Source organism: Methylotuvimicrobium sp. KM1 (assembly GCF_044788715.1).
Taxonomy (GTDB): domain Bacteria; phylum Pseudomonadota; class Gammaproteobacteria; order Methylococcales; family Methylomonadaceae; genus Methylotuvimicrobium.
The window spans coordinates 2,622,336-2,646,629 of the sequence record NZ_CP173170.1 but is presented as its reverse complement, the minus strand read 5'-3'; the positions used below and the strand labels follow the sequence as shown (position 1 = coordinate 2,646,629).

Annotated in this window: 21 protein-coding genes; 16 read left to right on the top strand and 5 right to left on the bottom strand. The window is 45.2% G+C overall.

From position 1 onward, the window contains the following. Positions 1 to 82: 82 nt before the first annotated feature. The 12 genes from ACINK7_RS11325 to ACINK7_RS11270 all read left to right on the top strand — a co-directional run bounded on the left by ACINK7_RS11325 (position 83) and on the right by ACINK7_RS11270 (position 14,492). Positions 83 to 1,792, top strand: coding sequence for a proline--tRNA ligase (locus ACINK7_RS11325; RefSeq protein ID WP_404355194.1), 1,710 nt, complete (start codon positions 83 to 85; stop codon positions 1,790 to 1,792). Positions 1,793 to 2,589: 797 nt separating this feature from the next. Continuing rightward, the gene (gene hxlAB, locus ACINK7_RS11320) at positions 2,590 to 3,765 is read left to right on the top strand and encodes a bifunctional 3-hexulose-6-phosphate synthase/6-phospho-3-hexuloisomerase (protein WP_404355192.1); all 1,176 of its coding nucleotides are present in this window, start codon (positions 2,590 to 2,592) and stop codon (positions 3,763 to 3,765) included. A 625-nt stretch (positions 3,766 to 4,390) separates the two neighbouring features. Next, complete coding sequence (locus ACINK7_RS11315; protein WP_404361441.1) at positions 4,391 to 5,770, top strand: MFS transporter; 1,380 nt, start codon at positions 4,391 to 4,393, stop codon at positions 5,768 to 5,770. 381 nt (positions 5,771 to 6,151) lie between these two features. Beyond that, positions 6,152 to 6,622 (top strand): single-stranded DNA-binding protein, encoded by a 471-nt coding sequence (ssb, locus tag ACINK7_RS11310; protein ID WP_404355190.1) that lies wholly within the window; start codon positions 6,152 to 6,154, stop codon positions 6,620 to 6,622. A 150-nt stretch (positions 6,623 to 6,772) separates the two neighbouring features. After that, entirely contained in the window at positions 6,773 to 7,531 is a 759-nt protein-coding gene (locus ACINK7_RS11305; protein WP_125219425.1) for a MotA/TolQ/ExbB proton channel family protein, read from the top strand. 7 nt (positions 7,532 to 7,538) lie between these two features. After that, on the top strand, positions 7,539 to 8,369 hold the full coding sequence (locus ACINK7_RS11300; RefSeq protein WP_404355188.1) for a flagellar motor protein MotB: 831 nt from the start codon (positions 7,539 to 7,541) through the stop codon (positions 8,367 to 8,369). Between the two features lie 59 nt (positions 8,370 to 8,428). Then, complete coding sequence (locus ACINK7_RS11295) at positions 8,429 to 9,010, top strand: PilZ domain-containing protein (protein WP_404355186.1); 582 nt, start codon at positions 8,429 to 8,431, stop codon at positions 9,008 to 9,010. 75 nt (positions 9,011 to 9,085) lie between these two features. After that, positions 9,086 to 10,075, top strand: coding sequence for a bifunctional biotin--[acetyl-CoA-carboxylase] ligase/biotin operon repressor BirA (gene birA / locus ACINK7_RS11290; RefSeq protein ID WP_404355184.1), 990 nt, complete (start codon positions 9,086 to 9,088; stop codon positions 10,073 to 10,075). Positions 10,076 to 10,079: 4 nt separating this feature from the next. After that, entirely contained in the window at positions 10,080 to 10,991 is a 912-nt protein-coding gene (locus ACINK7_RS11285) for a type III pantothenate kinase (RefSeq protein ID WP_404355182.1), read from the top strand. Positions 10,992 to 10,994: 3 nt separating this feature from the next. Continuing rightward, entirely contained in the window at positions 10,995 to 12,017 is a 1,023-nt protein-coding gene (locus tag ACINK7_RS11280; RefSeq protein ID WP_404355180.1) for a hypothetical protein, read from the top strand. Positions 12,018 to 12,299: 282 nt separating this feature from the next. After that, the gene (locus ACINK7_RS11275; RefSeq protein ID WP_404355178.1) at positions 12,300 to 13,148 is read left to right on the top strand and encodes a serine hydrolase; all 849 of its coding nucleotides are present in this window, start codon (positions 12,300 to 12,302) and stop codon (positions 13,146 to 13,148) included. 63 nt (positions 13,149 to 13,211) lie between these two features. Then, positions 13,212 to 14,492 carry a L,D-transpeptidase family protein gene (locus tag ACINK7_RS11270; RefSeq protein ID WP_404355176.1) on the top strand — a complete coding sequence of 427 codons (1,281 nt, stop codon included), beginning with the start codon at positions 13,212 to 13,214 and terminating at the stop codon, positions 14,490 to 14,492. A 315-nt stretch (positions 14,493 to 14,807) separates the two neighbouring features. Here ACINK7_RS11270 and ACINK7_RS11265 read toward each other — a convergent pair whose 3' ends face one another. After that, on the bottom strand, positions 14,808 to 15,521 hold the full coding sequence (locus ACINK7_RS11265) for a DUF2490 domain-containing protein (protein ID WP_404355174.1): 714 nt from the start codon (positions 15,519 to 15,521) through the stop codon (positions 14,808 to 14,810). A 309-nt stretch (positions 15,522 to 15,830) separates the two neighbouring features. Further along, a complete protein-coding gene (locus tag ACINK7_RS11260) occupies positions 15,831 to 16,550 on the bottom strand; it encodes an SIMPL domain-containing protein (protein WP_404355173.1) in 720 nt (239 codons plus the stop codon). A 691-nt stretch (positions 16,551 to 17,241) separates the two neighbouring features. Between ACINK7_RS11260 and ACINK7_RS11255 the strand changes: the two genes are divergently transcribed. From ACINK7_RS11255 to ACINK7_RS11240, 4 genes are all read left to right on the top strand, one after another. Beyond that, positions 17,242 to 17,376, top strand: coding sequence for a hypothetical protein (locus ACINK7_RS11255; RefSeq protein ID WP_404355171.1), 135 nt, complete (start codon positions 17,242 to 17,244; stop codon positions 17,374 to 17,376). 6 nt (positions 17,377 to 17,382) lie between these two features. After that, positions 17,383 to 17,511 carry a hypothetical protein gene (locus tag ACINK7_RS11250; protein ID WP_404355169.1) on the top strand — a complete coding sequence of 43 codons (129 nt, stop codon included), beginning with the start codon at positions 17,383 to 17,385 and terminating at the stop codon, positions 17,509 to 17,511. Next, a complete protein-coding gene (locus tag ACINK7_RS11245; protein WP_404355167.1) occupies positions 17,512 to 17,889 on the top strand; it encodes a transposase in 378 nt (125 codons plus the stop codon). It abuts the gene before it with no gap. A gap of 445 nt (positions 17,890 to 18,334) precedes the next feature. Next, a complete protein-coding gene (locus ACINK7_RS11240; protein WP_404355165.1) occupies positions 18,335 to 18,994 on the top strand; it encodes a DUF2459 domain-containing protein in 660 nt (219 codons plus the stop codon). 96 nt (positions 18,995 to 19,090) lie between these two features. Here the strand turns inward: ACINK7_RS11240 and ACINK7_RS11235 are convergent, their stop codons facing one another. The 3 genes from ACINK7_RS11235 to ACINK7_RS11225 form a co-directional block, all read right to left on the bottom strand. Next, positions 19,091 to 20,659, bottom strand: a complete 1,569-nt coding sequence (locus ACINK7_RS11235) for a sodium:solute symporter (protein WP_404355163.1) — start codon at positions 20,657 to 20,659, stop codon at positions 19,091 to 19,093. Between the two features lie 550 nt (positions 20,660 to 21,209). Beyond that, positions 21,210 to 21,971, bottom strand: coding sequence for a Mut7-C RNAse domain-containing protein (locus ACINK7_RS11230; protein WP_404355161.1), 762 nt, complete (start codon positions 21,969 to 21,971; stop codon positions 21,210 to 21,212). A 38-nt stretch (positions 21,972 to 22,009) separates the two neighbouring features. Next, the gene (locus tag ACINK7_RS11225) at positions 22,010 to 23,980 is read right to left on the bottom strand and encodes a diguanylate cyclase domain-containing protein (RefSeq protein WP_404355160.1); all 1,971 of its coding nucleotides are present in this window, start codon (positions 23,978 to 23,980) and stop codon (positions 22,010 to 22,012) included. Between the last annotated feature and the right edge of the window lie 314 nt (positions 23,981 to 24,294).

The window sequence follows — 24,294 nt, the reverse complement described above, 5'->3', positions numbered from 1 at the left end:
AGAAAACCGGATGTCGATGATGTGATGACTTTGGCGGTGTTTAATCGGTAAAATAGGCATTTTAACATTTTAATCATAGACAATGCGCACCTCTCAATTCCCTCTCAATACCGTCAAAGAAACGCCTTCGGATGCCGAAATCGCCAGTCATAAACTCATGATTCGAGCAGGCTTAATTCGCAAATTAGCCGCCGGTCTTTATACCTGGTTGCCGCTAGGGCTTAGAGTCATGCGAAAAGTCGAAAAAATTACCCGCGAGGAGATGGAAAAAGCCGGCGCATTAGAAGTCTTGATGCCGGCCTTGCAACCCGCCGAGTTGTGGCAGGAGACCGGTCGTTGGGAACAGTATGGCCCCGAACTGGCCCGTTTACAAGACCGCCATCAACGCGATTTTTGTCTTGGCCCCACGCATGAGGAAATCATTACCGATTTGGCGAGGCATGAGATCAAAAGTTATAAGCAGTTGCCGATCACGTATTATCAAATCCAAACCAAATTCCGGGATGAAATTCGTCCTCGTTTCGGCGTGATGCGTTCACGCGAATTCGTCATGAAGGATGCTTATTCTTTTCATCTCGATCAGGAATCTCTTCAAGAAACCTATCAAGTCATGTACCAGGCCTACAGCAATATCTTCAACCGCTTCGGTTTGCAATATAGGGCTGTGATCGCCGACTCAGGATCGATCGGCGGTGCGGTTTCGCACGAATTTCATGTATTGGCCGAATCCGGAGAGGATGCGATTGCCTTTTCGACGAAAAGCGATTATGCCGCAAACATCGAAAAAGCCGAGGCGTTAATGCCCGCAGGCGACAGGGGGCCGGCTACCGAATCGCTAAATCTAGTGGACACTCCGGATCAACATTCGATAGAAGAAGTCAGTGCTTTTTTCGGGATTGCTAAATCCCGCTGCCTAAAAACTTTGATCGTCAAAGGCGAAGAAGACGAGTTAGTTGCTTTGTTATTACGAGGCGATCATGAATTGAATGCGATCAAGGCCGAAAAAATTTCCGGTATCGCAGCTCCCTTGCAATTAGCCGACGAAGAGCAAGTGATGTCTGTTTGTAATGCAAAGCCTGGCTCGGTCGGTCCTTTCGGTCTGAAAATTAAAATCATTGCGGATCGTAGTGTCGTCTTGATGTCCGATTTTGTATGCGGAGCCAATCAAGACGGCAAGCATTACCGCGGCGTGAATTGGCAGCGGGATATTCCTTTGCCTGAACAAATCGAGGATTTACGCCTCGTGGTCGAAGGCGATCCGAGCCCGGACGGGCAGGGCACGATTACGATTGCTCGAGGTATCGAGGTAGGTCATATTTTTCAATTGGGTACGAAATACAGTTCAGCGATGAAAGCCGACATCATCAACGAAGGCGGTAAGAATCAGACGATGATCATGGGGTGTTACGGCATCGGTATTTCGCGGATTGTTGCGGCGGCGATCGAGCAGAACCATGACGATAATGGCATCATCTGGCCGGCTCAATTGGCTCCGTTCCAAGTGGCCTTGTGTCCGATGAATATGCATAAATCGGAACGTTTGCGTACGGCAGTCGAAAAATTGTATCGAGAACTGCTCGACGCCGGAATCGAGGTGTTATTCGACGATCGAAAAGTCCGAGCCGGCTTCATGTTTTCCGATATGGAATTGATCGGTATTCCGCATCGTGTCGTAATCGGCGACCGCAGTCTCGACTCCGGCATGATCGAATACCGGGCTCGAACCGCTAATGAAAGCCAAGAATTGCCGATGACTGAATTGATACCTTTTTTGTTGCAACAATTGAGTTGATGATTCGCTACGAATAGCAGTGATTCTAAAATTGTGCATTATCGCTGCATTTAGAGCGTGCGGCGTACTAAATGCAGAAATCTTCGCTCAGTACTAGTAATTGAAATGTGAAATAATCAACATAAATTAAAGGTTTTGGTAAGTATCGCATCCAAAGTGTGAATTCGTCACAAAAAAGCAGCATGGACTCAGGTTAGTCTGTGCTAAACATTTTTAAGGATGAGTTCAAATGAAATTTTTACCAAGACCGATCATTTGCGAACGCTGTGGTGATGAGATTTTACCATCGGAACAATGCCGGCCCGACGATTGCATTTGTCCTTGGTGCCGGCATATGATGATCGAGGCAAGCGAAATTCATCAAAAAACCAAAAGTAAGCGTTCCCCTCACTTAATCTTACTTAATCATCGCAACTAAATCCTCGACAACGCTAATAGCTCCAGGATGTTATTTATACCTTTCGCACTTCAAATTTCGGCAGTGCCGGAGGAGTCCTCGGGGTGCCAGGTCGATTTTTGCTCCTGCAAAATCGACATTCACGCCATCCATGGCGCTCGTAAAGGCTTTGCCAGCATGGAGCTGGCATAGAGCCTACACGGACGTATTTACGGCGTCCTTTGACGGGCACCTCGAGGCCGAATTTTCATCTACGATGAGTATATCGCGAAACCCTTAGGGCTTTTTCGATGGCGGAGTCTTTCGAAAATTGACAGATATCCTTTTTCTGCTTTAGAGTGCCGCTCTGACCAAATGCTATTGTGTGATAATCAATATAACGAAATCAGGAGCGCATAAAATGGCAAAACCATTGATTCAATTGGCACTAGATTCTTTGGATTTCGACAAAACCCTGGAACTTGCTTCGCAAGCGGCACCTTATGTCGATATCATTGAAATCGGTACACCCTGTATCAAGTTCAACGGGCTTGAATTGGTCAAGGAAATTAAACGCAGATTCCCCGATAAGTTGTTACTGGTCGATCTTAAAACGATGGATGCCGGTGAATACGAAGCCAGTCCATTCTATGAAGCCGGTGCGGATATCTGCACGGTACTTGGAACATCGGGAATTTCAACTATTAAAGGCGTTATTAACGCGGCAAAAAAATATAATGCCGAAGTTCAAGTCGATTTGATCAATGTCGAGGATAAAGCTAGTTGTGCTTCGGAAGCCGTGGCGGCCGGTGTGCAAATTATCGGCATTCATACCGGCATCGATGCCCAGGCGGCCGGTCATACACCCTTTACGGATTTACAAGATTTATTGCGCTTAGGGCTCAATACTCGAGTATCTGTTGCCGGCGGTATCAAGCCCGAAACTGTAAGCGATGTTGTTAAAGCCGGAGTTGACATAATTGTCGTAGGCGGCGCAATTACAGGCGCGCCATCTCCAGCCAATGCCGCTAGAAAAATTCAACGCTTGGTCAATAGCAAGGGCACGCATCGTGAATTTGTCGTCGATAAGATTTCGGATGTCTTATATGTAACCGATGATTCTTATGATAGAAAACTGACGAGCATGCTCGATCAAGCGCGCCGAATTTTTGTTTCAGGTGCGGGACGGTCGGGCTTGATTGGCCGCTTTTTTGCCATGCGGTTGATGCATAGCGGTTACGATACCAGTGTGGTCGGCGAAATCGTTACCCCCAGCATCAAGCAAGGCGATTTGCTGATTATTATTTCCGGCTCCGGCGAAACCGAACAACTCGTTGCCTTTACTAAGCGGGCACGGGATATCGGCGCACAAATTGTGCTGATTTCAGCGAAAAACGAGTCGACAATCGGCGACATGGCCGATGCCGTGTTTAGAGTCGGTAGCCCGGAACAGTATGGCAAGGTTGTCGGTATGCCGATGGGTACGGTTTTCGAACTTTCAACTTTGGCATTTTTGGAAGCGACCATCTCTCATGTCATCCACGAAAAAGGCATTCCGGAGGAAGAAATGAGATCGAGACATGCGAACCTAGAATAAGTTTCGTCGAGTAACGGCTACCGAGATTGCGGCATACGGAAGTGCCTATCGTGGCATATCCGAACTTGGGGTTCCGATTAGATATGCTCATCGTAGATCAAAATTCGGCACCTGGGTGACCATCAACGGTCCAGCACCTAAATTCCATAGGTCTTTGGCAATGATTCAAAATCATGGTTTATTTAGGTGCTGGATGAATTATCCAAGATAATTAACCATAGACAATGGGCAATGGAATTTAGGTGCTGGGCTTAACGAACCTTCAGCAAAGCTCATAGTTCCAGGACGTTATTTATCACGAAATCCTTAGCAGCGGGGACCTGTACTTAAGCTTGATGGATATGGCTCCAAACCCCCTGCTTTTCGATTGTCTAGGAATCGTCTATTCCTTTTATCCCATATTATTAAGACGCGATTTAGCGCATCCCTTCCTTAGCTTTGATTTCTCAAGGCTAATTTCAAACAGACTGCTCAAGAAACCGTTGTTATAATAGCCGGCATTGTGTGTCGGTTAAAGATGTTGATCGGTACTTCGCAGTGTAAGGCTGTTAAATTTCGATTAGCCATCCATTCTTTATAGTTTTCGATAGCGTACTTTATTCAGGAGATAAGTGTTTTGGCACAAATGCAGGATATTACCAGCCCAATGACATTGCTGGAAAAACGAGCAACCGGTTCATTGGCGGGCATTTACGCATTAAGGATGTTGGGATTGTTTATGATTATGCCGGTGTTACCGTTGTTTGCCGAGCATTTGGAAGGATCCACGCCGCTTTTAATCGGATTATCGGTTAGTATTTATGGATTAAGTCAGGCATTATTGCAAATCCCTTTCGGGCTAATGTCCGACCGCTTTGGGCGAAAAAAATTAATTATCCTGGGCTTATTGCTGTTTGCAGCCGGCAGCGTGCTTTCGGCGATGTCGACGACGATTTACGGCGTGTTATTCGGCAGGGCATTGCAAGGTTCAGGAGCCATCGCCGCAGTCATTATGGCCTTGGTCGCCGATTTGACCCAGGAGGTCCATAGGACGAAAGCGATGGCCTTGATTGGTATCAGTATCGGCGTTTCGTTCGGCATCGCGATCTCTATAGGACCTGTCCTTGCCGGTTATGTCGGTGTTGAAGGTATCTTCTGGTTGACGGCGCTGCTCTCGTTAGCGGCAATAGTCGTCATCGTTTATATCGTTCCGAACCCGATACAATCAAAAGTTCACCGCGATGCCGAACTGATTCCAGGCCAGATAAAGCATGTGTTAAAAAATGCCGAGCTGCTAAGATTCAATTACGGTATCTTTATTCTGCATTTGATATTAACGGCCAGTTTTATTGCCATTCCACTATTGATGAGGGATGCCGGATTAGGCGGCAGTCAACATGGACAAGTCTATTTGCCTGTGTTTATCGTTTCTTTATTGGCCGCAGTACCTTTTATTATTTTGGCTGAAAAAAAGCGTAAAATGAAACCCGTTTTTATCGGTGCGATTGCTGTTATCGTTGTATCTGAATTAGGTTTACAGTACTTTCATCAAAGCTTGACCGGGATCATTGTTTTTCTTTGGTTGTTTTTTTGCGGTTTCAATTTGCTCGAAGCCACGTTACCTTCATTGGTTTCTAAAACCGCACCGGGCGACATGAAAGGAACGGCTATGGGTTTTTATTCAACTTCTCAATTTTTAGGGGCATTTTTAGGCGGTGCGCTTGGAGGCTGGAGTTATGGCGAATTCGGAGGTAGCGCTGTTTTTATCATGAGTGCTGTAGCGGGAGCGAGTTGGTTGGTAGTATCTTTTACAATGAAACCGCCGCGTTATCTTGCCAATATGCTGATTTCCATTAGCAATCTTACCCGAGTTCAAGCCGAGCAACTCACTGAAGAGATCCTCAAGGTTACCGGAGTTGAGGAAGTGAAGCTGCATTTCGGCGAAGGGGTGGTTTATCTTAAAGTCGATAATCGTTTATTGGATAAAGATCGTTTACAGTATTCGATAACACAGTTTGATTCCTGATAATCCAATTGATTTTTGCTATTTATTTTAAGTTTTAATCTAAATTTGTACCCATCGTAGATCAAAATTCGGCACAGGGGTGCCCGCAAGGACGCCGTGAATGCGTCTATGTAGGCTCTATGCGAGTTCCATGCCGGTCCCTCACCTAGTGTTAGTAAGGGACCGAGTACCCCGGCGCCTACTAAAGCACTGCCGAAATTTGAAGCGTGAAAGGTATAAAATGGGACGCGCGGACCCGCCAAAACCCATAGCTCCAGGAAGTTATTTTTCACGAAATCCTTAAGGATTTCGCGATAAATACTCAGGCTGGTATCGGTGTTCCAAATGTAAAGTTTCCCTTGAGAATCTATATTTTTTGCTCAATCGTTTTTCGGAGAAAACATGCTAAACAAAGTAACATTAATCGGCAACCTCGGGGCCGACCCCGAAGTTCGCTATATGCCTAGTGGCGAAGCGGTAACAAATATCAGTCTAGCCACGACGATGCGCTGGAAAGATAGACAAACCGGCGAGCGGAAAGAGTCTACCGAATGGCATCGCGTGGTTTTTTTTAGAAGACTCGCCGAAGTTGCCGGCGAATATTTAAAAAAAGGCAGTCAGGTCTATGTTGAAGGCCGCTTGCAAACGCGAAAATGGCAAGGTCAAGACGGACAAGACCGTTACACGACAGAAATCGTCGCTAACGAAATGCACATGCTGGGAAGCCGTAGCGGCGGCACCGCTAATTATTCCGACAATCAAGGTGCTTATTCCTCACAGAGCACAGCTCCAGCTCAATCTAGACCTCAATCTACACCCTCAAACTCAGCGCCACCGCCTTACGACGATTTTGACGACGATATCCCGTTTTGAATCATTGAGGACAAATTTTTGTATTCAATCTCGTGACTTTCGCGGATGCCCCTGCGTCGAATTTTGATCTGCGATGGTATAAAAGAGGGCGACTCAAATGAGTTTGCTCAATGTTCTGATTGATTATCCATTATCACGAAGAGGTTAAATGTGGATATAGCGTCGTTAATCGGCTTTTTATTGGGCATAGGGATTATTACGGCCGCCATTGCTACCGGCGGCGATGTTATGTTGTTTGTAAATCTGCCCTCCATATTAATCGTCATAGGCGGTACTTTCGGCGTATCGTTGATGCGTATCCCGATATCCGATTTTTTAAGGTCTTTCGGTGTTTTAGGGAAAGCTTTTTTAAATAAAAGGGAAGACCCCGCTGTGTTGATCGAAGAAGCCGTAAGGCTTTCCGATGTTGCTCGAAAAAACGGTCTACTAGCCTTGGAAAATGAGGCTATTGAGAACGAATTTATGAGAAAGGGTATCAATCTTTGTGTCGACGGGCATGATCCTGCTTTCGTAAAAAAAATGCTGTCTCAAGAAATTAACCAAATGATATCGCGCAACGAAGTAGGGCAAGATATGTGGAAAGGCGTCGGCGATTTAGCGCCGGCAATGGGTATGATCGGAACATTGGTCGGTTTGGTGCAAATGCTTGCAAATATGTCTGATCCGTCGAGTATCGGTCCTGCGATGGCCGTTGCCTTGCTGACGACACTTTATGGTGCATTAGTAGCAAATTGTTTCGCACTTCCGATCGTCGACAAATTATCTAAGGTTATGCTTTATGAAAAAACCAACAAAGAGCTTATTTTAGAAACAATATCCGGTATTCAAGAGGGCATGAACCCTAAGGTTCTAGAGTCTTTATTGAATTCCTATATTTCCGATAAAAAGCGAAAAACCGACAATGAATAGGTGAAAAATGGCTGATGAATGCCCTAAATGCCCGCCGGTCGGAGCACCCGCATGGTTGGCGACCTTTGCTGACTTAATGTCGTTGCTGATGTGTTTCTTTGTGTTGTTGTTATCATTTGCGACCATGGATACCATCAAGTTTAAAAAAATGGCCGATTCGATGATCAATGCTTTTGGCGTACAGAAGGATGTTCCGGCATACGATATTCCAATGGGGACCAGTATTATCGCCCAGCATTTTTCGCCGGCACCGACCGAGCCCACTCCGCTAGAGGAAGTCAAGCAGACGACTATGCAAGACTCGCCGAACTTGGAAGCGGCAAAAAAACAGTTAATGGAATTGACACAGGCTGAAATTGAGGAGCAGGCAGAAAAAATCAGAGAGGATTTAAAAGAGGAAATTAAGATGGGTTTGGTTTCGGTGGAAACGGAAAATCTGAAAATCATTATTCGCATTAGCGAAAAAGGATCGTTTCCATCCGGTAGTGCGGTGCTCAATACCGGATTTGAGCCCGTATTGACTAAAATTACCGCATCGGTTAACGAGTCGCCCGGGAAAGTTCTGGTGTCGGGGCATTCGGACGACAGGCCGATTAGAACGCAGATGTATCGATCGAATTGGGAATTGTCTGCTTCTCGTGCCGTAACCGTTTCTCATTTCATGCTAGACCAACCGGGAACAGAACCGTCACGATTCGTCATTCAAGGTTATGCCGATACCCGTCCGTTAGTACCTAACGATTCCCCTGCAAACCGGGCGCTTAATCGAAGAGTCGAGATCGTTATCGTGCAAGTAGAACCAGGCGCCGAAGAAGCAGGCCAAGAGTTTGTCGAGTAATATTGGGGGTGGCGAAGGCGATGCATCCAAAAAATATATTTCATTTCCAGGAAATTTAAATGAATCGGGATAAAGATAGACGGCGTTTTTTTCGCATTGATGATCAGGTTAATCTTTACTATAAAAAAGTAGATGAAGCGACTGCCACGCCAGCTAGTCATATGAGCGATAACGTACTGGGCAACTGTTCGTTGTCCGCCGCTTTGGAATTGATTTCACAAGAATCTCGTATCATGATGCATCGGCTTGATCGGACTATGCCGGATGTGGCCGATTATTTGAAATTAATTGAAAGTAAAATTGATTTGATTTCTCAGGCGATCATGATGCAAGGCACCGATTTTAAAGAGAAGGATACTCGCAATGCTAATTTAAGCGCATCCGGATTGGCTTTCGAATGTGCGGAGGTCTTAGCGGTCGGCGATTATCTGGAAATTAAAATGCTATTGGTTTCATGTATGGCTGTCATTGTCACTTATGGAAGAGTTATTTATTGCAAGCCCAAAAAAAATCCTGAAGGCATTTATTCTCATATTATCGGTGTCGATTATATCAATATGAAGGAGCAAGATCGGGAGCTGTTGATTAGGCATGTCGTTAAAAGACAAATGCAAAAACTTCGCGAAAATAAAGAGCCGTAGTGTTGATTTTAGGGACTTTTACAAAGTCCTTAATTATTTTGGCGGATAAAACAATAATTCTATTTTTACTGTGCAGTGACAATTACCGATCAACAAAAAAAAATCCTGGAGCTTCTTGCCGATGGCGAATTTCATTCAGGCCCCGTTTTAGCCGATATTCTCGGTGTTAGCAGATCGGCGGTTTGGAAACAGTTACACAGCTTAACCGAATTAGGCTTGGAGCCCATAGCAGTGAGCGGCAAGGGCTACCGCCTGGAACGGCCGATCGAATTTTTAAGCAGCGAAAAAATCGAATCCGTGTTAATGGAGAATGTTCGCTTGAACATTTCGGATTTAAACATCCATGACCGGCTTGATTCGACGAATAACCATTTGATCAATCTTGCTAAATGCGCAGCCCGATCCGGAACGGTTTGTTTAGCTGAGTTTCAAATTGCAGGTAAAGGCCGGCGGGGCAGGTCCTGGGTATCGCCGTTCGGTTCAAATATTTACTTGTCGCTCTTGTGGCACTTTCACAACGGCCCCTCCGCTATTTCTGGCTTGAGTCTTGCTGTTGGCGTTTCCGTGATCAGGGCCTTGGCATCCTTAGATTTATCCGGTATCGGTTTAAAATGGCCAAACGATATTTATTGGCAGGGACATAAATTAGGCGGGATATTAATCGAAGTGACCGGTGAGACTCATGGGCCTTGCGCGGCTGTGATCGGTATCGGGTTGAATATTTATATACCGGATCGTGAAGCGGCAATGATCGATCAAGCTTGGATCGATTTGACTCGGATTATGGGAGGGGTATTCATTTCGAGAAATCGTTTAGTCGGAACGCTATTAAATGAATTATTGCCGATACTTGCCGATTACGAAAACCATGGCTTAGCACCTTATTTAGATGAATGGCGGTCTTATGATTGCCTGGTAGGGCATCCTGTCGTCATCTATCAAGGCGAGTCTGCAATAACAGGCAATGCTGGAGGAATCGACGATAATGGCTTGTTTCGTTTAATGTCTTCCGATGGCAAAGCCTGTTGTTTTGCATCCGGCGAAGTAAGTTTTAGCAAGAAGTGACCGAATGGATTTATTGGTCGATATCGGTAACACTCGTGTAAAGTGGGGGCATAACGATAATCGTTTAGAACCGGGAGTGCCGGTTATTCATCAAGATAGTGATTTTGAAGTCCGGTTGTTTTCGATTTGGCGAACCTTGCCGAAATCGCCGCAGCGTATGGCTATTTCCTGCGTGGCTTCGAAGGTTGTATTAAATCAAGTCAAGACAATTGCTCTAGACTTGTGGCCCTCGTTGTCCATAATCCAAGTTCACTCCGTAGCCGAAGCGTATGGTGTTCGAAATGCTTATGAATATCCGGAAAAACTGGGCGTGGATCGTTGGTTGTGCCTGATAGCGGCTAGGCATTATTGGTCGGAACCGGTATGTATCGTTGATTGCGGGACCGCCATTACCATTGATGTAATGGACCGAAACGGTTGTCATTTGGGAGGGCTTATCTGTCCGGGTTTAACCTTAATGAAGCATTCGCTGTTAAATGGTACGGCTAATTTGCAGCTTTCCGCACAAAGCGGTTTACCGATCTTGGCTCGAAATACGAGTGATGCTATTGATAATGGCGCCCTTTATGCCGTTATCGGCTTGATTAAGAGCGTGATAGCAGATTTAAACAAGCCTGTTAAGGATTTAGCCGTAAATAACTCCCCCATTTTACAGAGAGATCGGTTGCTTGATTGGCTGGTGTCGGCGGCAGAGAAAGCTGCCGTCAAGCCTATACGGACGTATTCACGGCGTCCTGTCAAGCGAGTTGCCGAACCCTCAAAAAAGCTCATAGTTCCAGGATGTTATTTATCACGAAATCCTAAGTTAGTTTTAACCGGTGGAGACGCGGGCGATATTGCCCCTCATCTTGATAATGTATCTTGTGTTGTACCGGACTTGGTCTTAAAAGGCTTGTCATTGATTCTCGCGGAATAAGCTATGAAACTATTGGCCTTATTGCTAATAATACTCAATATCACTTTTTTTTTATGGCAATATCATTCCGGCGCTATTTCATTGGAGCGTGATATTCTCATCGATACAACGGACACAGGACAGCAAATTACCTTAATTTCGGAACTAAACGACTCATCGAGCCTTAAGCAAGCGCAATCCGGGTTTTTATGGTGTGCCGCCGATACGGCGATTGAACAATCGATTCGCAGTGCTATATTCGTTTCAGATTTTAGTTTAGCGCCTTCTTCGAGGGCAAGATCCAGTTTGCTTCTGGCCGAATGGCTCGATGTGCATTTCGTTTCACATCAAATGTCTCCAACGCGGCCAAAAGAATCACCCTCCATTATCGCTTCCAACGATGCCTCGATAGCCTTGACTAAGGCAACTCCAACACCCCCAAAAACCAATATTTCGGATGAAACTAATCGTCATGCCAGCCAAGTGATTGAGCGAACAGAAATTGACGCCGCAAACGGTCTGCTTGTTAAAAAACAAGAAATTGTGCCCAAAAAAAACAAGGTCGACTCTAGTATGTGTTATGAGGCCGGGCCGTTTGATACGATGCAGCAATTTTACAGCTGGCGAAAACAGACGGGCATCAATTCCGCTTCGATCAAATCGGTGAGACGGGAAGAGCAAAAGATTAGCGATTACATGGTGTACATGCCGGCAGGTGAAACTTATGAGCAATCATTGGCAAATGTTGAACTTTTGAAACAAAAAGGAATTACCGATTATTGGCTGTTCCGGAAAGGCGAAGTTAAAGGAGATATTTCATTAGGTGTTTTTTCTAGCGAAATTAGAGCGGAGACTTATAAAAAACAATTGGCAACCAAAAATCTGGACGTTTTAATTAAACCTCGCTATAAAAAAGCTCAACGAATTTACGCCCATATTCATATCAAGCAGGAATACGAAGACAATTTGATTATCATCCGCGACCGATGGCAGAAAACGCATCCAGACTTTGCCATCAAGGTCAATAACAGCTGTGTCTTTAATTGAAAAACGCGCTTTAGATTCTGCTTCTACCTTGGACAATTGTAAAGGATTCAACATTCCTTCTAGCGATAAGCGCAGAATCATAGAGCCGCAAAGGGTAAGAGATCATGTTTCGTTAGCAATCGGGCTTTAACTGAGCTTGATACAGCGTTAGAATGGCCCTTCTAAAATTATTGTGATAGTTAAGGTAAAGTTAAGAAATTAATTTATTGACTTTAATCATTACGAATAATACCTATAATTAAATCGTACCGATTTATTCTCCTGATTAATTATCGCTTGCACATGAAAAAAATGTTTAAAAATTTGTTCGCTGTTATCGCCATTGTTACGTTAATGTTTACGGTATTTTCCGTAAACGCGGCAGGAAAAGGTTTATCCTTGAAGTCATCGGCAGCGATTGTCATGGATCAAGAGACGGGAATGATTCTTTACGAAAAAAAATCGAAAAATGTCATGCCGATCGCTTCTATTACCAAGTTGATGACGGCAATGGTGTTGCTTGATTCCAAACCTAACTTAAATAAATCCATTACGATTTCGAAACAGGATATCGACACATTGCGCCACAGTCGTTCGCGTTTACCTGTCGGAACAAAATTAACACTAAGGGAAATGATGAGGTTGGCGCTGATGTCGTCCGACAACCGTGCGGCTTCCGCTTTATCCCGCTCCTATCCCGGCGGTAAACCCGCTTTCGTCAAGGCCATGAATCGTAAGGCGCGAGCTCTCGGATTAAAAAAAACTCGTTTTCGCGATCCTACCGGTTTGTATACTGAGAATAAGTCAACAGCGAGGGATTTAGCCAAGCTTGTCGCTTACGCGACTAAATACCCATTGATTAGAACGATGACGACCACAGAAAGTCATACTCAAAAAGTCGGCAAGCAATTGCTTAAATATAACAATACCAACATTCTGACTAAAAATCCTAATTGGAAAATCGGTCTATCGAAAACCGGTTTTATCAATGAGTCCGGCAAGTGCCTCGTCATGCAAACCTGGATAAATAACAGGCCAACGATCGTTGTATTACTCAATTCATGGGGGCAATTGACGCCGGTTGGCGATTCTAATCGAATCAAAGAATGGATGAGCGGTATTTCGGTGGCCGAGTTACAAAAAAGAGGGTGATTCATCCGCTTCTAATTGTATATGTCGATAAACAATAACGTATTCAAGCGCCTTTTTATAGGCATGTCATTCTGTTTATTGTGTTCTTGTCAGCTTTTGCGCGGGCCGGATACGATATCCTCACTCGAATTTTCACCGATTAGGGAATTTCCTTTATTCGATGGTCAAGCAATTATTGGTGTTGCTGCGCAAATAGAAACTGATGAACAAGATTCTTTGCTGGTAATCGGTCGGCATTTCGGTTTGGGGTATGATGAAATAACCCGAGCCAATTCTAACCTAGACCCATGGTTACCGGAGCCGGGCAGTACAGTACGTTTGCCATTGAGATTCATTATTCCCGAAGCGCCTCGAAAAGGTGTTGTGTTGAATTTAGCGGCTAAGCGACTTTTTTTATACAACAAAAAAAACGGTCATAAAGTGCTGACCTACCCAGTCGGTATCGGCCGGGAAGGATGGGAAACGCCACAAGGCTTGACCCGAATTACTGCGAAAACTGCGAAGCCTAGTTGGACGGTTCCCGAATCGATTCGACGCGAGCATGCCAAAAAAGGCGATCCTTTGCCTAGAGTCGTCCCCGCTGGCCCGAACAATCCGCTTGGGGACTATGCTTTACGATTAGGTTTTCCCGGTTATCTGATCCATGGCACCAATAAACCCTATGGCGTCGGCATGGAAGTAAGTCATGGTTGTGTTCGGCTATATCCTGAAGATATTGCAAAGCTATTTCGGCATGTCACTGTCGGTTCACAGGTCAGGATTGTTAATCAGCCTTTCTTAACCGCATGGGATGGCGACACGCTTTTTTTGCAAGCTTATCCGCCTACGGATAAAGATCCGAAACAAGTCAATCGACTTGTTCAGGACTTGATGGCGCGCTTGCAAAAAATTGAACAAGAATCCGGTCGACCGATCGATTGGGATAAAGTTCAGGCGGCAATCGAGCGTTCCGATGGCGTTTTAACACCTATTTTAAATGACGATACAGATGATTTTTATTTGACCATATCTCGTCCATCGACCAAGTTTAATCGGCCGATTCCCAAGGCAATCGATGCCGATGCATGGAAACTGAGCGTGGCAAAATTGCCAAATGAGAAGCAAGCTCGTCAATTCGCAGCCATGCTGAATCATCAAGGTCCTCCAATTCCAGCGCATGCCTTTGCTACAAACGTGATTGCAGGGCCTTTCTCTAGCTCTCAAGATGCGGCTTCGGCAAAAAAACGCTTGCTATCGGAGTTTTCAATTACCTCGCAAGTCATGGAGCCCGGTAAAATGGTCGAAATTCCTCAGGCATCTCAAGAAAACACTTTTTTTACTAATCTACTGACTTTTTTCGATTGATACCAGTCGGTTAATCCACCCATTTTGAGCATTCTTCCCCATATTTAGGATTCGGTTATAAATAACTTCCCTATTTTTAATATAGGGCAGGCAGGTTCGGTAGCTCGATTGACAGGTGTCGGCGGCAGGGAAAGCCGCCGTCAAGCCTACACGGAATGTATTCACGGCGTCCTGTCAAGCGAGTTGCCGAACCCGCTACAAAGCACATAGCTGAAGGAAGCTATTTGTTACGAGATCCTTAGAGGATGAGAAGTAGGTTCGTCGAGAAATCCAGCACCACCAACTCCTCATATATACGTTAATATCGGTATCAAGCTAGAAATTAAGATACCAATTGATTGAAATAATGTGACTCATAAAATCTTGAGCAGTGGCTTTATAGATATATTGATTCATATAGCCGATTTCGGTTCTGATGTGCTCATCAAAATTATACCCAATGCCGGCGAAGGCTCGGTTTTGATCGAAACCGTTCACAGATTTCCAATCAGTTTTATTAATGTCGATAAAAACTTCGTTAGTCGCGACCAAGCTAAAGTTTGGTGCAAAAGTCAAAGGCAGTGATACTTTAAACAATTGACGATAACGCCATCCGACATCGTTACCGATTTGCATAAACCGTTGTTCTAATCGGCTACGACTGCTGAATGTTCCGAAAGAAAACGGTTGATTCCATAACAGTTGCTGCCAAATACGATGTTCATCGAAGGGCTCACTTACAAAGGGTTCTTCGGTCGGTATAAACGCATAACCAAGCCACATAGTCAGTGTTTCACTGAGCGCATAGCCTAAACCGGTTCGCAGCATGCCTTGCGAAACTTGCGACGTGTCGTTGCCGAATCGACCCTGGCCCTCCAGCCAATATCGGTACTTTGAAAGATCGGGATCGATTGCATCTAGGCTTCCAATAGCCGTAACAGTGCCCCAAGTTTGAAAATCTTCCTTAGGGCCGGCAATCAGATCATTGCCATGAAAGAAACAGAATACTAATAATAAACTAGATAAACCTAAATAATATTTTTTTAACATTCCTGTATTTACCGTGAGTGATGATGACGCCATATTATGGCGATGATGAAAGTTCATACCCTTTTTGAGTCGAACTTCGGCGCGACACGCTAGAAAATGCCTTAATACGCATCCATCTGGCTCTGATTATACCTTTCGCACTTCAAATTTCGCCAGTGCCTAAGGAGGCACAGGGAGGGGCTGGCAAAGAGCCTACATGGACGTATTCACGGCGTCCTTTGGCGGGCCCCCGGTGCCGAATTTTGATCTACGAAGGATATTGTTAAGAGTCATTTATTGAACATCGCGCGAAGGCATAAAGCAAAAAATTTAGTCCGATAAATAATATTCAATCGTTGAAACGACTCGTATTTTTTTTATATGCGGATTGTTCGTATCGCGAGGTTCGATAGAAAATTGTCCTTGTGACGCTCGTTTAATCTTGCCGAGTTTGCTGCTGGAGTCTTCGGCAAATTTTTCTGCGACTTCACGGGCTTTGGTGGTCGCCTCTTCAATCATCTCAGGTTTTATTTGATTGAGTTGCGTAAATAAGAACTCGGTTCGATTTTGGTAATCCTGCGCCGTAAAGACAATGCCTTTTTTACCCAATTCCAGTAAACCGTTCATAGCGGAACGTACCTGATCCACATTGGTAGAGTAAACTGTGACGGTTTGTATCGCACTGTATCTGAATTCGACTTTTCCGCTATTTTGATAACTTTGCGCAGACTTATCGGTAATGGAGGGGGTTGAGACAGAGACTTCACCTTCAGCAACACCGGTTTTTTTCAGAAAAGCTTTGATCGTTTCTGTGTTTTTTTCAAGAGCCTCGTAAAGTAAGCTAAGTTCGTTATCCGCAACCGTAAATTGAATCGGCCATATCACGATATCAGCAGGAAATTCTCGTTCCGACAATCCTTTAACAGTGACGCTACGTTCAAATTCTTTGAATTTAATCGCGGCATGGCTCAGTAAGTACCCCAACGAGAACAATCCTAAAAATAAAAAAAGCCCTATGATAAAGGCACTGATCGGTTTCTTTTCGTCCACTATTTGTTCCTCGCTGCTCGCTTCATTGGTAAAGTATGCCTAAGGCATTGCATTTTGCCAAGTCGAGTCAAGCTTTAATCGAATCACGACATCATGCAAAGTATCCTGCATGCTCCTGAAAAGATTACATTACGGCGAATGATTCCAAATGGATTATCCTAAAAATAGCAGTTGAGAGCCTAAAGCTACCGTTCACCCTGAGCCCTTCGGCTACGCTCAGGAGAGCCCTGTCGAAGGTGAACGGTAGCTTTAGGCTTCACCAAGCCGGTGAAAGTGTTGCAGACCCTTCATGCTTCGACTTTACTCAGCACGAACGGTCTACGACTCATGCCAACTTCTCTTTTTAGGATTACACCAACTCATCCATGGAGGCTTGATGGCAGCTTTCCCTGCCGCCGACACCTGCCAATCGAGCAACCGAACCCTCCGTAAAATAGGAAAGTTATTTACGACCAAATCCTAAGATCGTTTATAAGCTTTTTCAATAAGTCATGTATACCTTTCGCACTTCAAATTTTGGCAGTGCCTTAGGAGGGGCCAGCATGGAGCTGGCATAGAGCCTACAGGGACGTATTCACGGCGTCCTTTGACGGGCACCCCGGTGCCGAAAATGTTGATCTACGGGTATCGAGGCGTGCGGCAGTAGCCATTATTGGGCTAGTGTTAATGGCCAATTAAACAGGACCATGAAGTGATGTTATTGAACGCGAAGTTTGTCATGAGCTTCGTGGTCAGCAATAAGAATGATTATATCGATACCCAAGCGATTTTTGATGCGGTCAGCCGGCCCAATAAGCGGGTGGTGGCGATCAAAGCCGAGATATAGCAAGATATGCAACTGCTTCATAATCTACGCCAGGATCTGGTCAAACGACGAACGGCTGTAGTGAATCAGATTCGTGGAGCCTTGCTGGAGCGCGGCATTGCCATTCACAAAGGGATCGATCAAGTCAGAAAATAATTGCCTGATATTTTAGAAGATGCCGAGAACGGACTGACAGCACTGTGTCGAGAGCTGATTGCGGAGCAAGCTGAACGGTTGAGAGAATTGGATAAGGCGATTAAGGAGCAAGACAAACGGCTTGGCAGGCTCAGTCAAGCCGATGCATTAAGCCGGCGCATGCTGGATGTTCCCGGGGTGGGTCCGATCACCGCCACGATTGTGGCATCTGATATCGGGGACGGCAAAGGCTATGCCAGTAGCCGGGATTATGCGGCGAGTCTGGGCCTGGTTCCCGAGCGGTGGTCAAAAACTGTGCTGGCAAAACGGATCAACTCAGCCGGTGGCTGCAGGCGTTGGTCGAGCGGCGCGGCTTTAACAAGGCTGCGGTTTCCCTAGCCAACAAAAATGCCCGGACACTGTGGGCGATGACCACGAAAAACGAAGCTTATCAAGGGGCGCCTGCATAACGCGGTCATCGGACCGGGTTATCTACCCTTTGCCCACCAGCTCCCAGCTAGAGAGGAGCCCGTGGACAAAGCGTGGATAACCCTGATGAGTGAGATTGATTTAACCGAGTCCTCAAGATTGCGGAGGCAAGTAGACAATCAGTGATGACAACAACAGGTCAGACCGGTGCTTTTACAACCCGTTACGATGGTTGAGGAATAAGCGCGCGGATAGATTCATCAGGAGTCCTGAGGCAATAAAGCCTCTGTTGAGAGACCGGATATATGGCAGCAATCTTGATCTCTGTTTTGACATCAATTTTTGAAAACTTGGCTTGCAATAAACGAGGAGTCCATATATGGGTATACCTTGTTGAATCGACGAGTGTACCGAGATGCTTATCAGACCGATCGTTTTTTGGATGGCCTGCTTTTTATGCAGCGGCTGCGGTTCTTCGCCATCGGCGCTTTATGCAAAAGGCGCCGAACAAATGATTGTTCATGTCATCGATCACGGTTTGCATACCGGTATCGTGGTTGACGCTCGAACGGCTGCAGACAGCGTTTCCGGACTGGCGTTCGATTTAAATGAAATCGGTTTTATCGAGTTCGGTTGGGGCGATCGCGCTTTTTATCAGGCCGAGTCGTTTTCGTTGTGGTTGGCTATAAAGGCGTTGTTTTTCCCGACCGAGTCAGTCATGCATGTCGCTGGGCTTCGGCACCATCCGGAGCATTATTTTCGGCGCAGTGACATCGAACGCATCTTGTTGTCAAAAAGCCAGTTGGTCGCAATGTTGGGTTTTATCAATCAGTCGTTCGTAAGAGACGGGCAGGGCGATTTAATCAATTTAGGGCGAGGCTTGTATGCTTATAGCCGTTTTTACAGCGCAACCGGTTCCTATCATATTTTCAATAACTGCAATACTTGGACCATGGAGGCTTTGAGCGAAGCCGATGTCGCGACGGATAGTCCACTGGCACTTACCGCGCGAGGAGTCATGCGGCGGGTCAGGCGACATCAGAAAAAACTTATATCCGGTCAGGCCGAGTTATAGAAGCATGCATGACTTTTGGTTCCTGGCGCAGTCTAGCGCTTACTTCCACGTAAGCGTCGAATAAAATAGCTTTGTTATAAAAGCCGAAAACATAACTTACCGCCACACGATAACCAAAGTGATAGTCAATACTAATAACAGAGCGGCGAGTATCCGGTAATTTTGATACCACGGCAGAAACTTTAATTCGACCGATTCTTCTTGGAACCTGCGAATCTTCCAAAGATAAGGTGCGATACGCGGCAATTTTGGCGCTTCCGTCAACATGCTGATTGTGAACATGATAATCAGACAGATGACAAAGAGCATGAAAGCGACATGAAGAAAATGCATATCGATTGGACTAATTATTAAATAAAACGAGATGCCTAGGCTGACAATAAAAGTATAAAACGCTGCAGTTGCCGTTGCTCCGCGCCAGAAAATACCCAAGATGAAGACTGCGACGACGGGCGGTGCGATATAGGCTAAGATGTTTTGCAAATATTGGAATAATGAGCTGAAATTTTCAATATAAGGCGCCCAAGCCGCCGCTAAAACCATGAAGATAAATGCAGTTAGCCGCCCGGTCCACATTAGGGTTCGATCGGACCACTGGGGACGAATTTGGCGAATAAAGTCCATGGTTACCAGGGTGGATGCGGAGTTGAGCGTAGAGTCTATACTGGACATCAGTGCGGCGAGAGTCCCAGCCACAACAAGCCCTAAGAGTCCTGTAGGTAGTAAGTCGAACAACAAGGTCGGATAAACTTGATCGGGGTTCGGAAGGTCGGGGTAAAGCACGCGAGCCATACTCCCCGGTAATACCATGATGAACAACACCGGTAACTTCAATAAAGCAGCCAGCAATGTCCCATAGCGGCCATGCTGTATATTTTTGGCGCTAAGAATTCTTTGCGCCATGAATTGATTGGTACACCAAAAATAAAAACCGAGAATCGGCACGCCTAAAACCAACCCTGTCCAAGGTAAAGTAGTGTCATCGGCTGGCTGTATCAAACTGAGCATGTTTTCCGGCGTAACGGCAGTCACTGCTTGCCACCCGTCGATTTTTCGATAAGCAAGCATTGAAACGACAATAGCGCCGATAAGAATTAGTATTGTTTGTATTGCATCGGTATAGATAACCGCTTTTAAACCGCCCGCTACGGTATAAGCTCCGGCCAATAAAGCCAAGACTAAAATAGATTGCCACAGAGGAATGTCGGGGAAAATCATTTTTAGCAAAATACCGCCGGCATAGAGGGCACCGGCGGTATCGATTAGAATATTGCCCACTAAAGTTAAGCCCGAAAAAAAATAACGTGATCGAGCGTCGTAGCGGTGCTGCAAAAACTCGGGCATCGTGTAGACTTTTGCCTGTAGCACCATCGGCAAAAAGAAAACCGCGTAAAATACCAAGACCACCGCAGCCATCCATTCATAGTTGAAGACTGAAATACCGGTTGCATAAGCATCGCCGGACAATCCCACCAAGGTTGTGCTGGAAATATTGGACGCAAACAATGAAATGCCGACGAAAGGCCAGATCATTGATCGTCCGGCTAGAAAATAATCTTCCGTACCTTTGGCTTCTGTTCCTACCTTGATACCGATTGCCAGTACGATACAGAAGTAAACCAAAATGATTATAAGATCCGTTTGAGCTAAGGTGTAGTGCGGCATAATTGCTGATAAATTGAATTAGTATGTCGCTTCTATAAGCGATTGGAATGTGTCTGTAATCAAATTTCGGCAACGCCTAAAAAAGCACCGGGGCATGCGCATCAAGCTAAAAACGGTCAACCGGCATCACGCTCTTTCCCAAGCTCCGGCTCTCATCGTTATACACAAGTATCGGTAAACTTGCTAAACAGAGGTCATCGTATACCTGAGAACGGTGTTGTTTGATAAATCTGCGGATATTGAACATCAGTGGCTTCGAAATCGCGACGAAGGCGTCGCTCCCACAAGGGGGCGGATGCTCTGTGGGAGCGATCCCCTGATCGCGATCTCGAGGTCGAAAGTGTTAATTAACAATAAATGGTATCGAGGCCTCATTAGCTAAGATTACAAAACGCTAATTTTTGACTTATGTATAACGATGAGAGCTCCGGCTTGGGAAAGACACCCTGGAAGCTCCAGCTTCCTGAACAAGTTACCCAAGCTGGACTTGGGTAACCGCAATCGCCCCCTCCCAACAGTTGTCGAAGTCATTTCATGCTCGTTCCTAAGCTCAATTTTTCGTCCTTTGATCGTTTTGAGAAGTCAATTCGCTAATTAATTGCCTGGCACGATCTTGGTGGCTGCCGGACCAATAAATTTGATTGCAACTGAGGCAAATCCGAAAGTCGTTGTAATAAAGCTTAGTTAAAGGCTCTAGTCGATCGATGACAGCGTCTTTGCTTGTTTTTATCAACGTACCGTTGCAACGTGAACAGCGTGTAAAAGGTGCGATGGACCGGTATAAATCCAAACGTTGCAGGACTTCTTTGACTTGCTCTCTAGGATGAACCGAGCGCACGAAGTAACCGTGAGTAATTATTTTCCGTCTTAATAAAAAGCGATCCCGAGTCAAAACGATTCGATGCTGCTGACTCGCTATCTCGGCGACTTCGCCATCCTCGTAATCGTTTCGGTACAAACAATCAAAGCCCAATAATCGTAAATAGCGCGCTAGCCTGCCAAGATTAGTATCGAGAATGAAGCGAGGGGCTCGCATCGGTTTAGAGCGCAGGCGCAGTAGTGGCGTGATATCGAAACTTTCGAACATAGGATAGACACTAATTCGATCATTCTTTTGAACAATATAATCAAAATCGACCGAGCGGCCATTGGCCAAAATAATTTCGATCTCGGTATGAGGAACACCTAAGGATTCGATCAAGTCTTTGATCGAAGTTCTACGATTAAGCGCATGTTCAAATTCGACTTTACGACGCTCGACGGGTAAAAAATCGTTTAATTCTTCGTAAAAACGTAAATAAACTTGATTCACGGGGATTAATGTCTACGACAAGGTATTAGCGATTGAGATTAATTGTCGTTGCCGTTTTTTTTATTTACATACATGGCTTTATCGGCGCGGTCCAGTAGTGATTTAATGTCGGTGCCATCGTCGGGATAAAGGCTCATTCCGGCACTGACGCCAATGTCGATGATACGGTCATCGATAAGATAGGTTTTGCTAATGACATCGACCGTATGCCTAAGGATTTTATCGACCATTTCCGAATCGGTCACATCCTCGAGTAATATCGCGAATTCATCGCCACCTAATCGAGTGACGGTGTCCGTTTCTCGAACACTCCGTACGATTCGGTGAGCCACGCTCTGCAATAGGCGATCTCCGGTCTTATGACCGAACAAATCGTTAACCGGTTTGAATTTGTCTAAATCCAAAAACAAAATGCCCAACTTGGTATTGTTTCGCGCGGCTTTCTTTATGGCCCTTTCTAACCGGTCGTTAAACAAAATTCGATTGGGTAAATCGGTCAATGGGTCATGATGAGCGATATGACGGAGATGCTCTTCTTCGGCCTTGCGTTCCGAAATATCCGACAGTATTGCCACATAATGTGTGATTTGATTGTCACTGTCTTTAACTTGGCTAATGCTGATTCGCATCGGTAATAATGCACCATTTTTAGTACGATCGACAATGTCGCCTTGCCATTGACCGTTTTGATTTAGAGAATCCCACATATATTGGTATTGTTCGGTCGATATATAGCCCGATTGCAAGATCGAAGGCGGCTTACCCAATAATTCTTCTTGATCGTAGCCGGTCATTTTACACAATGTTTGATTGACCGATACGATGCGTACCGATGGGTCTGTAATCATAATGCCTTCGCTACTGAAGTCAAAAACCGTAGCCGCAAGTTTTAATTGTTGTTCGGCCTTCTTGCGTTCGCTTAAATCCATGACATAAGCAATACCTTGTTCACGATTTCCGCTAATCAATGCCGCACCGATATATACAGGTACCCAATATCCTTGTTTATGGATCAGCGCTTTCTCATAAGGCTCGCATCGGCCCTGCATTAAAAGCTCGTCGATAGCCTGTTGATCCTTAACATAAAAATCAGTTGGAGTAATATCTAGCCAATTGACCGCTCCTTTTTCAATATCGGCTTGGGCAAAACCAAGCATGTTTAAAAAAAGGTCGTTCGCTTCGTCGATCATACCATCGAGGCGCCATGAAATAATACCGATTGTATTGGATTCCTTCAGGCTTCGAAAACGCGACTCACTGAGAGCCAATCGCTTTTCGGATTTTTCGATACTCTTGATAATTTGCCGGCTGACTAGGAGTCCGATACCGACAAAGATAACTAGTAACAGCAAACTAATTTGCCATACCGTGAGTTTAACCCATCTGGCGCCTTCGCTTAATTTTAACGAAAATAGGGTTTCCAACTCATGAAGCTCATTATTGAGCTGTTGCATGCGCTGCCTTAAATCGGCGATTTTTTCGTTGTCGCGACGCGAGCCGGTAATTTCATCTCGTATTTGTTCGCCGATTATTTTTAATGCATCGATTTTTTTATCGGCAGACTGCCATATATCGATCGCTTCGCGCATGTAGGAAATGCGTTGAAATTTTATAAAAAAATGGATCATCGCATCGATGTCGTCCGGGTGGTTTTGTCCCTGAAGAAAACCGTCCCTTGCTGATTTCTTGTCGGGTGGCAATTGAAATAAAGCCGTGCGAGCTTTGCTATCGCCGCTGATGATTTCTAGGGCTTCCAAATAAGCTAGGTAATCCGCCTCGGCATGATTGTAAGAATATTGAGTCAAGTAAAAAACCGCATCTTTTTGCGCTTTGGCCCAGAGACCTTCTCCTCTCACATAAGAACGAACTCCCTCAAAGACATTGCCGTTCCAGTAAATCATGCCGACTAGGGATGCCGAAATAAGTCCGAATAGGCCGATAATGAAAACGACTTTTTTTCTAGTCGACCATCCATGCGCTCTTAAATCGTAAACTTTATTGGTTGCCATAATTTTCAGGAAAAAGTTGCAAAGTATCTAACGGCTGAGTTGATAGTTTCAAAATATACCCATCGGAGATCAAAATTCGGCACCGGGGTGCCTGTCAAAGGACGCCGTGAACCTAGCACCTAAATCCAGCACCTAAATTCCATAGCCCATTAGCTATGTTTAATATCATGGCTAATTTAGGTGCTGGATGAATTCCATAGGTCATTGGCAATGATTTAATATTATGGCTAATTTAGGTGCTGGGTGAATACATCCATGTAGGCTTCATGCCCGCATCACAAGGCGTCGCGACGACGGCTTTCCTTGCCTCCCTC